This is a genomic window from Tabrizicola sp. (assembly GCF_016792905.1).
Taxonomy (GTDB): Bacteria; Pseudomonadota; Alphaproteobacteria; order Rhodobacterales; family Rhodobacteraceae; genus Tabrizicola.
This window is the reverse complement of record NZ_JAEULP010000016.1, coordinates 74,007-89,141: the sequence shown is the minus strand read 5'-3', so window position 1 is coordinate 89,141 and position 15,135 is coordinate 74,007. Positions and strand designations below refer to the sequence as shown.

Below are 15,135 nucleotides of genomic sequence, written 5' to 3'. Positions count from 1 at the left end.
GGGTCGATCACCGGGCAATCCCGCGCCTCCAGCGGCGCAACCCAGTTCCCGTCGATGTAGAATTCGCGCTTCGTGATCATGGTCGGACTCCGAGATATGGAATTTGATCATATTCTGACAGGTGCTGGACGGGGCCACAAGTGCCAGAGGCAAACCTTGCCAAACCCTTAATGTCCGCGGGCAACCTATTGATTCCAAACGATCGAAAATTCTGTCCACCGTGGACACTTCAGTCCCCCGGCCCGCGCAGGGGCCGCACCATCGTCGTCGACGAGGCGAATCCGAACAGGAACCTCAGCAGCCCCAGCTCCTCGGTTCGCACCGCCCGGAACCCCTGCCGCTCATAGAGCGCCCGCGCCCGGAAGTTGTCCTCGATCACGTCCAGCCGGATCGAGCGATACCCCCGCTCCGCCGCCTCCCTGTAGAGAGCGCCCAGAAGCATCGACCCCACCCCCTTGCTCCGGTGGGCCTTTGCCACGCAAATCCCGTCGATCAGGAAGCGGTCGTTGTCGACCTCCCGCCCCAGCGCCCACAGAACGCCGCCCCGCCACCGCCCGCCCCAGCGCCCGTAGACCTCGGCCAGGTCATCCCAGCTTCCCCCCGCGAAGCTCCCCGCCGGGGTCTTGTATCCCGCGATCCCCACCAGCTCGCCCCGCTCATCGACCGCAGCGAAACACAGGTCCCCCCGGATCACCCGCTGGAAGAACCGCAAGGCCCGCTCGTCCGGCCCCAGCACCCGCCCCAGCTTGCCCCCGAACGCCTCCCAGTAAAGCCGCGCCGCCTGCGGGCGGAGGCTGGAATGCAGGCCCCGGTAGATGGTCACGCCCATGCCAGCGCCTCGGCCAGAAGGGACGCGTGACCGGCACCAAGAATCCATCCCTCCTCGGCGGCTTCGGGAGGGGCGTCGAACAGGGGCGCCAGCCGGTCGTGCCGGGAAAGCCGGTGCAGTGCCCGCGACAGCAGCCGGACCTGCGCCTGGTCGGCGGTCAGCCCCTCTTCGTTCGCCAGGATTGCGACGGGCCCGGCGAGGAGCGAGGGGTAGACCTCGGCCAGCACCACCGGGGCGTCAGGGGCGGCAAAGGGCCAGACCGCGACGCCGGGCATCTGGCTCAGCCGGTGGATCATCGGCAGCCCCAGCAGGCTTTGCGACCCAACCGATCCCGGGTTGAACAGCATCCAGGGGCTCTTCGCACGGCGCACCACGGTTTCTGCCGTCCGCGTTTCGGCCAGTCCCAGCGCGGCGTAGTCGATGCCAGCGCGGCGGAAGGGCAGGCCGGGCCAGACCTGGCCCGTGGGATGGCTCCAGAACGGACCCGGACCCTCGGGAAAGGCGGCATTGATCCGGGTGGCGACCTCGAAGCGGTTGTTGCGATTCTCGACATCGGTGATCGCGCCCGCAAGCCAGCGCCAGACTGCCGGTGCCGACACCTCTCCGGTCAGACGGGCCGCGAAGCCTGCCGGGTAGCCCATCGCGAAGTCGAATCCGATCAGCAGGCGCATCCCTGCGGCGCGCGCGGTCTCGATTAGGGCCACGATCTGCGCTTCGGCACCAGCACGGGTGCGGTGGTGCCACTCGGCGCCGCCCTCGGCATCGTGGCAGCCGATCCAGACGGCATTGGCCCGGTTGGTGGCACTGGTCGGCAGGTTCGCCGCCGACCAGTCGACCACGATCACCCGGTCAAACAAGCCCCACCTCGCGCAGGATGAAGTCGGCCACGGCGCCGGTGTCGTTCAGGTCCAAGACCGGCACTTTCAGCTTCAGCCCGGCATCCGTCGCCACCGCGCGCACCAGCGGGTCATGGGGCTGGATCAGCGGATGGCCGGTCTCCTCGCGCCAGACCTCGACCTTGGGGTGGGCGTCGCGCTTGTAGCCCTCGACCAGCACGAGGTCGACCGGGGCGAGGCGGGCCAGCACGGTGGTCAGCTCGGGTTCCGGACCCCGGTGTTCGACCATCAGCGCGAAGCGGTCGGCCGAGGCCAGCACCACCTCGCGCGCGCCCGCTTGGCGATGCCGGAACGTGTCCTTGCCAGGATGGTCCAGATCGACGGCATGATGCACATGCTTGACGGTCGAGACGGAATAGCCCCGCCCGGTGATCTCGGCCACCAGCCGTTCCATCAGGCTGGTCTTGCCGGAGTTCTTCCAGCCGATGACGCCGTAGACCCTCATGCCGCGCCTCTCAGCAAGGCCTCGGCGGCGGCGAGATCTTCGGGGGTGTTCAGGTTCAGGAAGGCACGGGCATCGGCGAAATACGCGCGCGCCGCGGCATGCGCGTCGGTAAAGCGGGTCACTTTCGCCTCGCCCGCAGCCAGGTAGGCCGCAAGGGCAGGGGCCAGGCCCACGGGCCAGAGCGCGGTCGCCGGGTGATCACCGTCCCCGGCGGCCACCAGCGCCAGGCCTTCCAGCGAGGCCTCGGCGGCGAGCAGCAGTTGCGGCACCAGATCGCCCGGCAGGAAGGGCGTATCGACAGGGGTGGAAACGACATGTGTCGCCCCCATCCCGGATGCGGCGATCAGCGCTGCCAGCACCCCCGACAGCGGACCCTGCGGCCTGTCATCCGCCACGACCGGACAGCCGAACCCGGCAAAGCGCGACGGATCGCCATTGGCCGAGATCAACACCCGCTCCACCTGCGGTTCCAGCCGGGCAAGCACATGGGCGATCAGCGGGCGACCGGCCAGCGCGACGAAGGCCTTGTCCGCCCCGCCCATCCGCCGGGCCTGGCCGCCCGCAAGGATCACGCCGAAGATTTGCAAGAGTTGCCTTTCCACTGGCCCGGGGCTGCGGCGAAAGCCTACCGCATCACGCAGCCGGTTCAAGCGACGGCGGGTCGATCACTCCAGCGGCGTGCCGTCGTGCTGCACCAGAAGGACGCCGTGGTTGTTGTCGTCGTCATCATCGGTGATGACCCGTGTCGTGACACCCGGCAACTCGCCAAAGGCCTTCGACAGCCGCTTCGGCGACAATGTCCGCGGCAAGGATTCGAAGCCGGGAACGCCCGCCAGGATCGACGAGGTCGCATTGGTGCACATCGCCTTGGCCACCGCACCGTTGTTCAGCACCCGCTGCAAGACCAGTTCCGCGATCTCGGGCGAGACATAGACCTTCTGCTCGATCGTGTCGTAGGTCTTGCGGGTGTGGTAGTCGATGTAGAAGGCCAGCGCCTTGTCGTTCATGCCGAAGGTGACATCGTTCCGTTCCGGCAGCTTGGGGTGATACCAGGTGCCTGCCGGGTCAAAGATCACCCGTTGCGAGGCATTGACCAGGATCGCCGAATGCGCGCCCGAGCCGGTGGACTTGTTCACCACGGTATAGAGCGTGATGTAGTTTGGCGGCCCTTCGACATAGCGGACGGCATCCACCTGTTCCTGCGGCGCCCACTTGGGTTCCGCGCATGCCGCAAGACCCAGAAGCGCAATCAGGCACAATAAAAGGCGCATCGGCTGTATCCCGCGCGGAGCCAGACGCTCAGGAATTGGCGAGTGCGAGGAAGATCAGCACGGCGATGGCAAGCCCGGCCACCCAGACTGACACGCGGATGAAACCCGCGAAGGTCTTTTCCTGCGCGCGGATGTCCATCGAGCCCTGTACATGTTCGGCGTGGTGGTGATCGGCCATGTTTCCGTTCCCTGGAATTTCATCTTTCGTTGGCCATAGCCTATTCGCCAGGCCCTGTCACGGGGTTGCGGCAGCCTAACCGGCTGATGCGTCCCCCGAATCCCCACCGACCCAGCCCGAGTTGAGCTGGAACCCGATCCGGCGCGGAGCTTCGGCCCTGGCCTCCTTCGGCACGGCGCGCAGCGTCACCGAAAGCTGGGTCACATGCTGGATCAGCTGGGTCTTTGCCCCCTCCTCGTCGCGGCCGTAGAAGGTGATGATGTCGGGGTCGAAGAAGCCCAGCCCCTCGATTCGCAAGACACCGGATTCGTCGGAGGCGAAGCCCATCGCGATTTCCTGCTGCGCATCGAGCTGGCTTTCGAAGTTGCGGATATACATGACCAGCCGGTCATGCGCCCATTCGGCGGGGCTTTTCGGACGGTCCGCCGCAGGTTTCGCAGCCGTCTTGCCTGCGACGGGTTTTTTCGGGGCAGGGGTCTTCGCTGCGGCCTTCGCCATCGGTTTGTCCTTCATCCATGTCCCGCCAGAGAAGCCAAAACCGCCCCGGCCCGCAAGGGGTCAGGACAGGCCCGCCTCGGCCTCGATCCGGGCTTTCGACTTCCGCTCCCTCTCGGTCGCGGATTTCAGCTGCCCGCAGGCGGCCATGATGTCCTCGCCGCGCGGGGTGCGGATCGGCGAGGCATAGCCGGCCTTGTAGATGATATCGGCGAAGGTATGGATCCGGTTCCCCGATGACCTCTTGTAGGGCGCGCCGGGCCATTCGTTGAACGGGATCAGGTTCACCTTGGCGGGGATGCCCTCCAGAAGCTTGACCAGACGGTAGGCGTCTTCCTTGGTGTCGTTCACCCCGTCCAGCATGACATATTCAAAGGTGATCCGCTCCGAGTTCGACAGACCCGGATAGGCCTTCAGCGCCTCCAAGAGCGTGGCGATGTTCCAGCGCTTGTTGATCGGCACCAGCACGTCGCGGACCTCATCGGTCGTGGCGTGGAAGCTGACCGCGAGCTGGCAGCCGATTTCCGTGGCGGTGCGGGCAATCTCCGGGACCACACCGCTGGTCGACAGCGTGATCCGGCGGCGGCCAAGGGCAATCCCCTCACCGTCCATCACGATGTTCATCGCGTCGCGGACGTTCTCGAAATTGTAAAGCGGCTCGCCCATCCCCATCAGCACGACGTTCGAGATCAGGCGGACCTCTTCCTTGAGTGCTCCGGGAACGGGCCATTCGTCAAGGTCATCGCGGGCCAGCATCACTTGGCCGACGATTTCCGCTGCGGTCAGGTTGCGCACCAGCTTTTGCGTACCGGTGTGGCAGAAGGAACAGGTCAGCGTGCAGCCGACCTGGGAGGAGATGCACAAGGTCCCCCGGTCGGTTTCCGGGATATAGACCACCTCGACCTCGTGGCCCCCGGCGATACGGACCAGGTACTTGCGGGTGCCGTCTTCCGAAATCTGCCGGGTGACGACTTCGGGAATCTCGATCACGAAGTTCTCGGCCAGAAGCGCGCGGTAATCCTTGGCGAGGTTGGTCATCAGCGCAAAGTCGCGGACGCCCCAGTGATAGACCCATTGCCAGACCTGACCGAGCCGCATCTTCGCCTGCTTCTCCGGTGTCCCGGCAGCGATCAGCGCGGCGCGCAGGCCGTCGCGCGTCAACCCGACGAGGTTCGTTTTGCCACCCTCGGGCAGCTTGCGCGGAATGGTCAGCACGTCTTGCGTGATGGGGGCAGTCATGGCGGCAGATCCTTTCACGGGGCCTTGTCACAGGCGATCTGGATGTGGGGCGCATATAGGCGATTCCCCGGAAAATGCAAAGCGCCCCGCGAGGGGGCGCTTCAGGGCAGGGCAGGCCGCCGTTATTGGCAGCGCTTCCCGGCGTCTTCCATTGCGGCGGTGAAGCCCCGCAAGCTGAAGGTGTCCTTCGTCTCGGTGCCCTTGCCCGACCGCGCGGTGAGCGTGGCGTTCGTCCCGGCCTTCAAGGCCGCGAGAAGCTTCGCGTCATCCTCGGCACTGCCCGGCCAGGCCCATTCGCCATCGGTGAACAGCTGGAACGCACTGCCGTCGATCGCGACTTCCACCGTCGAGCCGCCCGCGAAGGGGTAGCCGCCGGTAAAGCTGATCTCGCCCGGCTTGCCGGGGCGGAAGGTGACGAACAGAAGGATATCGCCGCGCCGAACCGAAACCGGCTGGCCGTCACGGCTGTTCACGGTTTCCTTCGGCTTCGATACGCCCCAGCATTCCTTGGGGCTTTCCTCGGTAAAGACGTTCCAGTCCGTCATCGTGGCGACGCGATTGGTCGATTCCTGAGCCGAAACGGGGGCCAGGGATCCAGCCCCGGCAAACGTGATCGCGGCAAGCGCAAGCGTGCGACCGAAAAGGGATGTCATCGTTGACGCAGCCTCCAAGCTGTCTTCGTGCCTTGCCATGTCGCGCTGCCCCGGGGCAGGCTTTTGACTGGCGCGGCGTCGTTCTACCCGATATTCCAGCCATAATCAAAAGGGCCATGCCGCGAAAGCCCGCTGGGCGGGAATTCGCGCATATGTGACGGAAGAATAAGGGGGAGAGCAATGGCAAAGGTCAGCGACGGCGCGGTTCCGGTCATGGAAGTCTGGCGCGGGGGCCTCCTGGAATGCGTGCATCAGGCCCATGCGGTGATCTGCGATGCCAAGGGTGTGGTCGCGGCCTGGGGCAATCCGCAGGCGGTGATCTTCCCGCGGTCGTCGGCCAAGATGATGCAGGCGCTGCCCTTGCTGGAAACCGGCGCCGCTGACGCGCGGGGGTTGTCGCAGGCGCATCTGGCGCTTGCCTGCGCCAGCCACCGGGGTGCGCATGTGCATGTCGACCTTGCGGGGCGCTGGCTGGCTGACCTCGGTCTTGGCGAATCCGACCTGCGCTGCGGCGCGCATGAACCTGGCGACCTGACCGAGCGCAACCGGCTGGTCGAGGCCCATGAAAAACCCTGCCAGTTGCACAACAACTGCTCGGGCAAGCATTCCGGCTTCCTGACGGTGACCCAGCATCTGAAAGCCGGGCCGGAATATGTCGAAATCGACCACCCGCTGCAAAAGGCAGTCCGCTTGGCAACGGAAGAAGTCACGGGCGAGACGGTCGCGGGCTGGGGCGTCGACGGCTGTTCCGCCCCGAACTTCGCCATGACGGTCGAGGGGCTGGCCCGCGCGATGGCGAAATATGCCACCGCTCGCGAAGGTCACGGCGCGCGTGAGGATGCGATGTTCCGGCTGACCCGGGCGATGGCCGCCCATCCGCACCTGATTTCGGGCGAGGGCGAGACCTGCACCGAACTGATGCGTGCGATGGACGGACGCGTCGCGATCAAGGGCGGGGCCGAGGCGGTCTATGTCGCCATCGTGCCGGAAAAGGGCTTCGGGATAGCGCTCAAGGTGGTCGATGGCGGCTATCGCGCGTCCGAGGCTGCCGTCACGGCCCTTCTTGCAAAGATCGGCGTCCTTGACCCCGCGCATCCGGCGGCCGTCAAGCGGATGGCAGGTGTCCAGCGCAACTGGCGGGGCCTTGAAACCGGCTTCTACCGCATGGCCGACGGCTTTCCCGGTTGATTTGAGGGCGACATCGCGTAAGCTTTCCCCATGAATGTCGAGGCGCCGATCCCGTTTCCGCAGACCACCCGCATCGCCGAGGAGGTCCGCTTCGACCGAAAGGAGCTTGGCCTGATCCTGCGGGTCTATGGCCGGATGGTCGCGGCCGGGGAGTGGCGTGACTATGCCATCGCCGCCATGCGTGACCTTGCTGTCTTCGCGGTCTTCCGACGCACGGCGGAAACGCCGCTTTACCGGATCGAAAAGCGTCCGAAGGTTCGCGCCCGTCAGGGGCTCTACGCGGTCGTCGGCATGGACGGCCGCGTCTTGCGGCGGGGGCATGATCTGGATCAGGTGCTGAAGGTGCTGGAGCGCCGGTTGATCGGTCCGGTCTGACGCAGCGCCATCTGGTTCGATCTTGTTTCCCCGAGGGGCCAGCCGTCGGCCGCGGTCAAAGCCGCTGTCGCGCCGTCACCAGCCCACCGCCCCCGGCAGAAACCCGCGCGATGGCGTCCTTCAGCCCTTCATAGGCGACCGACATCGTATGCCCGTTGGAGTGGATCATCCGGTCGCGGTCGACCAGCATCGCGACATGGCCCTTCCAGAAGATCAGGTCGCCCCGTTTCATCGGCTCGTTCGGGGCCAGAAGCCGACCGAGCGACATCTGCATGTCGCTGTCCCCGGGGCAGGGCTTGCCGCAACTGATCAGCGACAGTTGCACCAGACCTGAACAATCCAGCCCGAAGCGCGAATTGCCGCCCCACAGATAGGGCGTGCCCAAAAGGCTCTCGGCCACCGCGACCGGATCCTCCTCCCAGTCACCCAGGGCCCGCAGGTGGCGGAGCGGCACGAAGCCGTGTGGCGTGTTGGCCCATGCGCCCCAGGACCCGATCACCGTCAATCGCGTCCCCATGCTCAGCGCCATCTTGTCGGGCGCCTGCACTTGTGGCTCGGCATAAAGATGGGTGCCGGGCGACGCGACCCAGTGCGTCGGCTCGGGGCCCTGGCCCAGCGTGTTTTCCGCCATCCAGCCGCAATACCCGTCCTTGTCCGACATCACGAAGACATGGCCCTGATCGCGGTCGATCACCGTCACGGCGTCGCCCATCAGCAGTTGCCGGTCGCGCGCACCGCCCACGCTGACACAGAGATTTGCCACCGGCACAATGACCTGCGCCCGAAGCCCCTCCGTCAGGGGTGCGTTTACCAGCCCCGAAAGCGAGACATGCGCCACCCGGCCTGAAAAGGGCGTCAGCCGTCTGTCCATCGCGTTCTCCTCAACTCGTTCTCCCCGCTTCTGCCCCGGCGTCGTCGGAGCAGCACCTCACTGTCGCAGCATCGCAGGCAGCGCCTCCAGAAGCGCCCGCGCGCCCTGGCCGACCCCGCCCTTCGGCCGGGCCGGGAGGTCGCTCGGGGTGTGGCCATAGATGTCGAAATGCATGTAGCGCGGCCCCTCGACAAAGCGCCGCACGAACAGCGCAGCCGTGATCGAACCGGCGAAACCATAGCCCGGCGCATTGTCCAGGTCGGCGATCCCCGGCTCGATCACGGTTTCATAGGCGTCGTGGAACGGCAACCGCCAGACCGGATCAAAACCGGCTTTGGCGCCCGCCTCCAGTGCGGCGGCAAGTCCTGCGTCGTCGGTGTAGTAGGGCGCCAGGTCCGGCCCGACGGCGACCCGCGCGGCCCCGGTCAGCGTGGCCATGCTGATCAGGATATCCGGGTTCCCCTCGCAGGCATAGGCCAGCGCGTCCGCCAGGATCAGCCGCCCTTCGGCATCCGTATCATTCACTTCGACCGTCAGGCCCTTGCGGCTGGTCAGGATGTCCTTCGGCTTGATCGACGTACCCGAAACCAGGTTCTCCACCGCCGGAACCAGGACGCGCAGTTGCACCGCAAGGCCCAGCGACATGATCATGCGGGCCAGTCCAATTACTGTCGCGGCCCCACCCATGTCCTTCTTCATCAGGCTCATTCCGGCGGAAGGCTTCAGGTTCAGGCCGCCGGTATCGAAGCAGACCCCCTTGCCGACCAGCGTCAGCTTCGGCCCTGCGGACCCCCACCGCATGTCCAGCAGACGCGGCACCCGGGGACTGGCCCGTCCCACGGCATGGATCATCGGGAAGCCCTGGGTCAGAAGATCCTCGCCCCGGATCACCTCGGTCGTGGCGCCGAACCCGGCCGCCAGGTCAAGGAATGCGGTTTCCAGCTCGGCCGGTCCCATGTCTTCGGCCGGGGTGTTGATCAGGTCGCGGGTCAGCGCCTCGGCCTCGGCCATCGCGATCAGGCGTTCCGGGTCGACATGCTCGGGACACACCAGACGCGTCTCAGCGGCAGGTTTTCGACCCGGACGGTAGCGGTCGAAGCGGTAGGCCGACAGAAGCCAGGCCAGAGCGGCTTCGGTCCGCTCGCCCTGATCCAGCGTTCCCTGCAAAGCCCAGTCGCCCGCGGGCAGGCCAGCCACCGCCTTTGCCAGGCCAAATCGTGTCCGCCGCCGCGCCTGGGCCGAGCCATAGCCCACCACGGCCCCGGCCACGCCACCATCCTTGCCCGGAAGCAGTCGCACCTCACCCAGTCCGGCCTCGAAGTCGGTGGCCGTCAGCCATTCCGCCCAGGCAGCACCCCGTTCGGCCTGGAAGGTCGCGATTTCATCCGGGCGCAGGACATACAGCGGCCGCGTGCTCGGTGACGCAGTGGCAAAGGCAAAAATCAAGCTCTTGGACATATGGCGGTCGGGGTCCCGTTTCCTGCCATCAGTTGCCGGATATTCGGGCCAGTTAGCAAGCGTTTCCAGAGGATTGCGCCGAATTGCCGTGATTTCCCCCCCAATCTGCGCCACCCGGTGCCGACTGTCGCAGGTGCGGGTTGGCCGTCCTCGCCAAGAAATTGTAGCGTCAATCGTATTCTCAACCCGTCATTGAGCGATTCCAGCCAGACTTGCGGTTCATCCGCTACACCGACTGGTCCGCCAGCCCGGTTTCGGCCGCAAGGGAGCGCTCTGCCACCCGCAGAAGCCGCGCCCAGACCGCCGCAAACGCGGTGCTGTCCGCCTTTTCCAGACAGGCTCCGGCGTCGCTCGCCACAGCGGCCAGGCTCAGCAGTCCCAGATCGGCAGCAAGCCGCCCGAACCGCGCCAGCTGCCGCGCCAGGTCCCGCAACTCCTGCGAGCGGACCTGCTCGGCGATCCCGGCCATGGTCAGCGCCAGTTGCCCAAGTGCCCGCGTCACCATCTGTTCGGCGACCGGCGCGCCGAGGTTTCGGTAGATCACGGCAATGGCCTCGACATCCTGGCGCACGACCTCTCGTGGCCTGAGAGTCGCAATCTCTCCCATCATAGACACCCAAGTTTCATCACACCCGCCGCCAGCCTGGACCCGCATGCTGAAGAATTGGTTGCCTGCCTCGGCCTCGGCCCGGATTTTGCCCCTCGAATTTTCCGCAAATGCAGCATAGGGAGGGTGCGACAACAGAGGACGATGCCCATGAATTTCATCCGCCCCCTGCCTGCCTATCTGGTCCAGCGCTTCCATGGCTGGCGCGCGACCACCTACCAGGACAACCGCGCCTGGTATCGCCGCCTGGCCGAAAGCGGCCAGCATCCCCGCGCCATGGTGATTTCCTGCTGCGACAGCCGGGTGCATGTCACCTCGATCTTCGGTGCGGACGAGGGCGAGTTCTTCATCCACCGCAACATCGCCAACCTCGTCCCGCCCTATACTCCGGACGGCGAACGCCACGGCACCTCGGCTGCGGTGGAATATGCCGTCACCAGCCTTGGTGTGGCGCATATCGTGGTCCTCGGTCATTCCAACTGCGGCGGGGTCAAGGGCTGCCACGACATGTGCCGCGGCCATGCTCCCGCGCTGGAGGAAAAGACCAGCTTCGTCGGCCGCTGGATGGACATCCTGCGCCCCGGCTTCGACAAGGTCGCGCATTTGCCCGACGCCGAGATCCTGCAGGCGCTGGAGAAAGAGGCCGTGCTGACCAGCCTGGAGAACCTCCTCACCTTCCCCTTCGTGAAATCCGCGGTCGAGGATGACCGGCTGACCCTGCACGGCCTTTGGAACAATACCGGCGAGGGGCTGCTGGAAAACTACGATCCGGCGCGGGGCGACTTCTTCCCGGTCTGAAAGCCGACTTTGGTCGGATACGCGCGGGGCCGTCACGCGCCTATCCTTGACGCATGCGCGTGGTCCTTGCCCTGCTGTGGCTCTGCCTGACGGTTGCGGTTGCGGCTGCCGACCCCAGCCCGCGTGACCGCATCGCGCCCCTGATCCTTCCACCCTACGCGCTGGGCGAGGCGCTGGACGACAAGGGGGTCTACAGCCTTCTGAACTCCGGCGGGGCCGAGGCGGGCTATGTGTTCGAGACCGGCCCGCTTGCCCCCTTGCCCGGCTTTTCGGGCGGGCCGATCAACATGCTGGTGTTGCTCGACCTGCAGGGCACCTTCATCGACGTGCGCCTCCTGGATCACAACGAGCCAATCTTCGTTTCGGGTCTGGGCGAGGCGCCGTTCCTGAAGTTTCTCGAACAGTACCGGGGGCATTCGATCAACGAACCCCTCGTCGTCGGCAACCCCTACGGCGAAGGCTCGGGCACCGATCTGGTCTACCTCGACGGGGTGACGAAGGCGACCGCCTCGGTCCGCATCGCGCATGAATCGATCCTGGCTGCGACGCTGGCCGTGGCGCGGGAACGGATGCAGGGCATCCAGTCCGCGCCACCCGCCCGGCCCGACCCTGCCGTGGACGAAGCCCTCAACTGGGACGACCTCGTCACCCAAGGCATCGCCCGCAACCTCCGCGTCACCAATGCCGAGGCAGATGCCGCCTTTGCCGGGACGCTCTGGACCCATGACGACCCCGAGGCGCAGGCCGACCCGCAGGGCCTTTACCTTGATCTCTGGGCCGTCGACCTTGGCCCGGCTTCCATTGCCCGCGCGGTCCTGACCCCGGAAAGCCTGTCCGACCTCAACCGCTTCCTGACCGTCTCGCCGCAGGACGAACCGATCCTGGTGATCGACACCGCCCGCCATGGCCTCGTCTCGCCGGATTTTGTCCGCAACACCGAACCCGACCTCCTGTCCGCCACGCAAGGCGGCCTGCCGTTGGCGCTCCGCGATGCCGATCTCCTGTTCGAAACCCTGCCCGGGGTCCCGCAGGGCACGGCGATGATCCTGCGCACCGACCGTCGTCTTGGCTTCGATCCCGCCGCCGACTGGGAGCTGTCCGCCACCGCGCTGCGCGCGCACGGCCAGTTCCAGCCGCAGGTCGGCAGCGCCCATTTCCGCCTGACACTCGCGACGCCCGAACGTTTCTTCCTGCGCGAGGCCCCGCCGGAAAAATTGGCGCCGTGGCGCGAGGCGATCCTGAACCGGCAGGCCGACCTGCTGCTGCTGGCTTGCGTCCTCGCCCTGCTTCTGGCTGCCCTTGGCCCCGGCATCAACCGTCTGTCCGATCACCCGTTCTGCACGCCGATCCGGCTCGCGGCCCTCGCCTTCGTCACCGGCTTCATCGGCTTCTGGGGGCAGGGCCAGCTTTCCATCGTCACTCCCCTCGCCACCCTGCGCACCGCGCTAGACGATGGCTCGCTCGCCTTCCTCCTCTACGACCCGTTTTCGCTCCTGATCTGGGCCGTCACCATCCTCGGCTTCGTGCTCTGGGGCAGGGGGCTCTTCTGCGGCTGGCTCTGCCCGTTCGGAGCGCTCCAGGAATTCGCCCACCACGCAGGCCGCTTCTTCCGCCTTCCGGAATGGGAGCCACCGGCCCGCTGGGATGCCCGCTTCAAGAGCCTGAAATACTTCCTCCTCGGCGCCCTGATCTGCGTCGCCGTGTTTTCCCCGACCCACCTCGACACCGCCGCCGAAATCGAGCCGTTCAAGACGGCCATCACGACGGTCTTCCTGCGCGACTGGCCTTACGTCGCCTATGCCGCGCTCTGGCTGGTCCTTGGCCTTTTCACCTTCAAGGGCTTCTGCCGCTGGGTCTGCCCCTTGGGCGCACTCATGGCCATCGGCGGGGTGATCCGGGGCCGCGACTGGATCGCCCGGCGCCGGGAATGCGGATCGCCCTGCCAGCTTTGCCGGGTGCGCTGCAAGTACGGGGCGATCAAGGCCAGCGGCCAGATCCAGTACTCCGAATGCTTCCAGTGCCTCGATTGCGTGACGATCCACAACTCGCCCGCCGCCTGCGTGCCATTGGTCCTTGCCGCCAGGGGCCGCCCATTGGCCCCGCCCGTCCTGCGCGAGGCCCGGACATGAACCGCCGCCGCTTCCTCGCCCTCTCCGCCGCCGCCCTTGCGACGCCTGCCGAAGCAGAAACCCGCTGGCAGGGCCGGGCCTTCGGTGCCGATTGCGCCCTCAGCCTCCGCGGCCCCATTCATGCCGCCGCGGCCGCCCTCGCCAGCCTTCCTACCCTGATCGAGGCCATCGAGGCCGACTTCTCGCTCCACCGCCCCTCGGCCCTGACCGACCTTAACGCGACCGGACGGCTTGCCGCCCCATCGCTCGCCTTCAACTCCGTCCTCGACCTGACAGATGCCATCCATCGCCTGACCGACGGAGCCTTCGATCCGACCGTCCAGCCCCTCTGGCAGGCCGCAGCCGAGGGTCGGGCCAACACCTCCCCAATCGGCTGGCGGCACGTCCAGCGCGTCATTGGCATCACCCTGCGACCCGGCATGGCGCTGACCTTCAACGGCATCGCCCAAGGCTTCGGCGCCGATGCGGTGAAAGCCCACCTTGCCGCCCACGGCTTCGACCACGCCCTGATCGACATGGGCGAGACTGCCGCGCTTGGCGGCCCCTTCCGCCTTGGCCTGCAAGACCCGGTCCACGGCCACCTTGCCACCCGGACCCTGACCGGCACCGCCATCGCCACCTCCTCGCCCATGGCGACGCTGGTGAACGGCCAGCCGCATATCCTCCACCCAATGGGCCTGCCGCCCTTGTGGTCCACCGTTTCGGTCGAGGCCAGGACTGCTGCCCTCGCCGACGCCCTCTCCACGGCGCTGGTCTTCCTGACCGCCGACCGGATCGCGGCCCTGCGCCACCCGGGCCTGATCCGCGTCACGCTGGTCGGTTTCGACGGCAACCTGCAAACCGTCTGAAACGAAAGGCCCGGCGGATCGCTCCACCGGGCCTTTCTCAATTGCTGAACGGGTCAGCCCGCAGCCATCACCGCGCGACCCGTCAGCACCTTGACCAGATTCGCCCGGTAGGCGGCCGAGCCATGCAGGTCCGCGTTCATCCCCGCAGGATCAACCTTCAGCCCCGACAAAGCCGAGGCCGAGAAGTCCGCCGACAGCGCCCGCTCCGCTTCGGCCCAGCGAAAGACGCCGTCGTTGCCCGCGCCGGTCACGCCGACCCGCACGCCGTTCGCGAACTTCGCGACGAAGACCCCGGTCAGGGCAAAGCGGCTGGCGGGCTGGTTGAACTTCACATAGGCCGCCTTCTGCGGGATCGGGAAGACCACGCTCGTCACGAACTCCCCCTCCTCCAGCGCCGTGGAAAACAGCCCCTGGAAATAGTCATCCGCCGCGATCTTGCGCTTGTTGGTCACCACCGTCGCGCCGGACGCCAGAACCGCCGAAGGGTAGCACGCCGCCGGATCGTTGTTGGCAATGCTGCCACCAATCGTCCCCCGCGACCGCACCGCCGGGTCGCCGATGCCCCCCGCCAGGTCCGCCAGCGCCGGGTAGTGTTTCGCGGCCTCCTTCGCCACGACCGCATGGGGCGTTGCGGCCCCGATATGCAGCCCGCCATCGCCGACACAGACTCCCTGCATCTCGGCGATGCCGGTCAGGCTGACCAGCGTGGCCGGGGCGGCAAGCCGCTGCTTCATCGTCGGGATCAACGTCTGCCCGCCCGACAGGGCCTGCGCCCCGTCCGCCGCCAACGCCTTGGCCGCATCGGCAATCGTCGAGGGTTTCGCGAAATCAAAGTTGTGCATGATCGTCCTCCCC

Annotated in this window: 18 protein-coding genes; 5 read left to right on the top strand and 13 right to left on the bottom strand. The window is 66.7% G+C overall.

The annotated features are described in order from the left end of the window. Nucleotides 1-229 precede the first annotated feature (229 nt). The 9 genes from JNL31_RS02410 to JNL31_RS02370 all read right to left on the bottom strand — a co-directional run bounded on the left by JNL31_RS02410 (nucleotide 230) and on the right by JNL31_RS02370 (nucleotide 6,006). Nucleotides 230-829: a GNAT family N-acetyltransferase gene (locus JNL31_RS02410; protein WP_294969425.1), complete on the bottom strand. Its 600-nt coding sequence runs from the start codon at nucleotides 827-829 to the stop codon at nucleotides 230-232. After that, nucleotides 820-1,686 (bottom strand): molybdopterin guanine dinucleotide synthesis, encoded by an 867-nt coding sequence (locus JNL31_RS02405; protein ID WP_294969422.1) that lies wholly within the window; start codon nucleotides 1,684-1,686, stop codon nucleotides 820-822. Before JNL31_RS02405 ends, JNL31_RS02410 begins: the two co-directional genes overlap by 10 nt. Next, nucleotides 1,679-2,170, bottom strand: coding sequence for a molybdopterin-guanine dinucleotide biosynthesis protein B (mobB, locus tag JNL31_RS02400; protein WP_294969419.1), 492 nt, complete (start codon nucleotides 2,168-2,170; stop codon nucleotides 1,679-1,681). The genes JNL31_RS02405 and mobB overlap by 8 nt, the downstream gene beginning before the upstream one ends. Beyond that, nucleotides 2,167-2,757 (bottom strand): molybdenum cofactor guanylyltransferase MobA, encoded by a 591-nt coding sequence (gene mobA / locus JNL31_RS02395; RefSeq protein WP_294969416.1) that lies wholly within the window; start codon nucleotides 2,755-2,757, stop codon nucleotides 2,167-2,169. The genes mobB and mobA overlap by 4 nt, the downstream gene beginning before the upstream one ends. A gap of 78 nt (nucleotides 2,758-2,835) precedes the next feature. After that, nucleotides 2,836-3,441 carry a hypothetical protein gene (locus JNL31_RS02390; protein WP_294969413.1) on the bottom strand — a complete coding sequence of 202 codons (606 nt, stop codon included), beginning with the start codon at nucleotides 3,439-3,441 and terminating at the stop codon, nucleotides 2,836-2,838. Between the two features lie 28 nt (nucleotides 3,442-3,469). Then, entirely contained in the window at nucleotides 3,470-3,619 is a 150-nt protein-coding gene (locus tag JNL31_RS02385; RefSeq protein WP_294969410.1) for an aa3-type cytochrome c oxidase subunit IV, read from the bottom strand. A gap of 75 nt (nucleotides 3,620-3,694) precedes the next feature. Beyond that, a complete protein-coding gene (locus JNL31_RS02380; RefSeq protein ID WP_294969407.1) occupies nucleotides 3,695-4,117 on the bottom strand; it encodes a DUF6173 family protein in 423 nt (140 codons plus the stop codon). A gap of 60 nt (nucleotides 4,118-4,177) precedes the next feature. After that, complete coding sequence (rlmN, locus tag JNL31_RS02375; protein WP_294969404.1) at nucleotides 4,178-5,353, bottom strand: 23S rRNA (adenine(2503)-C(2))-methyltransferase RlmN; 1,176 nt, start codon at nucleotides 5,351-5,353, stop codon at nucleotides 4,178-4,180. Between the two features lie 122 nt (nucleotides 5,354-5,475). Next, nucleotides 5,476-6,006 (bottom strand): invasion associated locus B family protein, encoded by a 531-nt coding sequence (locus JNL31_RS02370; protein ID WP_294969401.1) that lies wholly within the window; start codon nucleotides 6,004-6,006, stop codon nucleotides 5,476-5,478. A gap of 180 nt (nucleotides 6,007-6,186) precedes the next feature. Between JNL31_RS02370 and JNL31_RS02365 the strand changes: the two genes are divergently transcribed. After that, complete coding sequence (locus JNL31_RS02365; RefSeq protein ID WP_294969398.1) at nucleotides 6,187-7,194, top strand: asparaginase; 1,008 nt, start codon at nucleotides 6,187-6,189, stop codon at nucleotides 7,192-7,194. 30 nt (nucleotides 7,195-7,224) lie between these two features. Further along, nucleotides 7,225-7,569 carry a DUF2794 domain-containing protein gene (locus tag JNL31_RS02360; RefSeq protein WP_294969394.1) on the top strand — a complete coding sequence of 115 codons (345 nt, stop codon included), beginning with the start codon at nucleotides 7,225-7,227 and terminating at the stop codon, nucleotides 7,567-7,569. A gap of 55 nt (nucleotides 7,570-7,624) precedes the next feature. Here JNL31_RS02360 and JNL31_RS02355 read toward each other — a convergent pair whose 3' ends face one another. The 3 genes from JNL31_RS02355 to JNL31_RS02345 all read right to left on the bottom strand — a co-directional run bounded on the left by JNL31_RS02355 (nucleotide 7,625) and on the right by JNL31_RS02345 (nucleotide 10,469). Continuing rightward, entirely contained in the window at nucleotides 7,625-8,440 is an 816-nt protein-coding gene (locus tag JNL31_RS02355) for an NlpC/P60 family protein (protein WP_294969391.1), read from the bottom strand. 57 nt (nucleotides 8,441-8,497) lie between these two features. Then, nucleotides 8,498-9,886, bottom strand: coding sequence for a M17 family metallopeptidase (locus JNL31_RS02350; RefSeq protein ID WP_294969444.1), 1,389 nt, complete (start codon nucleotides 9,884-9,886; stop codon nucleotides 8,498-8,500). A gap of 238 nt (nucleotides 9,887-10,124) precedes the next feature. Further along, a complete protein-coding gene (locus tag JNL31_RS02345; protein ID WP_294969388.1) occupies nucleotides 10,125-10,469 on the bottom strand; it encodes a hypothetical protein in 345 nt (114 codons plus the stop codon). A 186-nt stretch (nucleotides 10,470-10,655) separates the two neighbouring features. On the opposite strand from JNL31_RS02345, the gene JNL31_RS02340 reads away from it, so the two are divergent. Genes JNL31_RS02340 through JNL31_RS02330 form a run of 3 tightly spaced genes read left to right on the top strand, consistent with a single transcriptional unit; the run spans nucleotide 10,656 to nucleotide 14,280 of the window. Then, nucleotides 10,656-11,303: a carbonic anhydrase gene (locus tag JNL31_RS02340; protein ID WP_294969385.1), complete on the top strand. Its 648-nt coding sequence runs from the start codon at nucleotides 10,656-10,658 to the stop codon at nucleotides 11,301-11,303. 53 nt (nucleotides 11,304-11,356) lie between these two features. Beyond that, on the top strand, nucleotides 11,357-13,432 hold the full coding sequence (locus JNL31_RS02335) for a 4Fe-4S binding protein (RefSeq protein WP_294969382.1): 2,076 nt from the start codon (nucleotides 11,357-11,359) through the stop codon (nucleotides 13,430-13,432). Beyond that, nucleotides 13,429-14,280: an FAD:protein FMN transferase gene (locus JNL31_RS02330; RefSeq protein WP_294969380.1), complete on the top strand. Its 852-nt coding sequence runs from the start codon at nucleotides 13,429-13,431 to the stop codon at nucleotides 14,278-14,280. Before JNL31_RS02335 ends, JNL31_RS02330 begins: the two co-directional genes overlap by 4 nt. Before the next feature lie 53 nt (nucleotides 14,281-14,333). Here the strand turns inward: JNL31_RS02330 and JNL31_RS02325 are convergent, their stop codons facing one another. Next, the gene (locus JNL31_RS02325) at nucleotides 14,334-15,122 is read right to left on the bottom strand and encodes an FAD binding domain-containing protein (RefSeq protein ID WP_294969377.1); all 789 of its coding nucleotides are present in this window, start codon (nucleotides 15,120-15,122) and stop codon (nucleotides 14,334-14,336) included. Nucleotides 15,123-15,135: the final 13 nt, after the last annotated feature.

Bases quoted from the DNA above. Each gene is read 5' to 3' on its own strand.
- rlmN (WP_294969404.1), bottom strand. From the start codon at position 5,353: ATGACTGCCCCCATCACGCAAGACGTGCTGACCATTCCGCGCAAGCTG.
- JNL31_RS02365 (WP_294969398.1), top strand. From the start codon at position 6,187: ATGGCAAAGGTCAGCGACGGCGCGGTTCCGGTCATGGAAGTCTGGCGC.
- JNL31_RS02335 (WP_294969382.1), top strand. From the start codon at position 11,357: ATGCGCGTGGTCCTTGCCCTGCTGTGGCTCTGCCTGACGGTTGCGGTT.
- JNL31_RS02325 (WP_294969377.1), bottom strand. From the start codon at position 15,122: ATGCACAACTTTGATTTCGCGAAACCCTCGACGATTGCCGATGCGGCC.
- JNL31_RS02390 (WP_294969413.1), bottom strand. From the start codon at position 3,441: ATGCGCCTTTTATTGTGCCTGATTGCGCTTCTGGGTCTTGCGGCATGC.
- JNL31_RS02355 (WP_294969391.1), bottom strand. From the start codon at position 8,440: ATGGACAGACGGCTGACGCCCTTTTCAGGCCGGGTGGCGCATGTCTCG.
- JNL31_RS02360 (WP_294969394.1), top strand. From the start codon at position 7,225: ATGAATGTCGAGGCGCCGATCCCGTTTCCGCAGACCACCCGCATCGCC.
- JNL31_RS02380 (WP_294969407.1), bottom strand. From the start codon at position 4,117: ATGGCGAAGGCCGCAGCGAAGACCCCTGCCCCGAAAAAACCCGTCGCA.
- mobB (WP_294969419.1), bottom strand. From the start codon at position 2,170: ATGAGGGTCTACGGCGTCATCGGCTGGAAGAACTCCGGCAAGACCAGC.
- JNL31_RS02370 (WP_294969401.1), bottom strand. From the start codon at position 6,006: ATGACATCCCTTTTCGGTCGCACGCTTGCGCTTGCCGCGATCACGTTT.
- JNL31_RS02410 (WP_294969425.1), bottom strand. From the start codon at position 829: ATGGGCGTGACCATCTACCGGGGCCTGCATTCCAGCCTCCGCCCGCAG.
- JNL31_RS02330 (WP_294969380.1), top strand. From the start codon at position 13,429: ATGAACCGCCGCCGCTTCCTCGCCCTCTCCGCCGCCGCCCTTGCGACG.
- JNL31_RS02340 (WP_294969385.1), top strand. From the start codon at position 10,656: ATGAATTTCATCCGCCCCCTGCCTGCCTATCTGGTCCAGCGCTTCCAT.
- JNL31_RS02385 (WP_294969410.1), bottom strand. From the start codon at position 3,619: ATGGCCGATCACCACCACGCCGAACATGTACAGGGCTCGATGGACATC.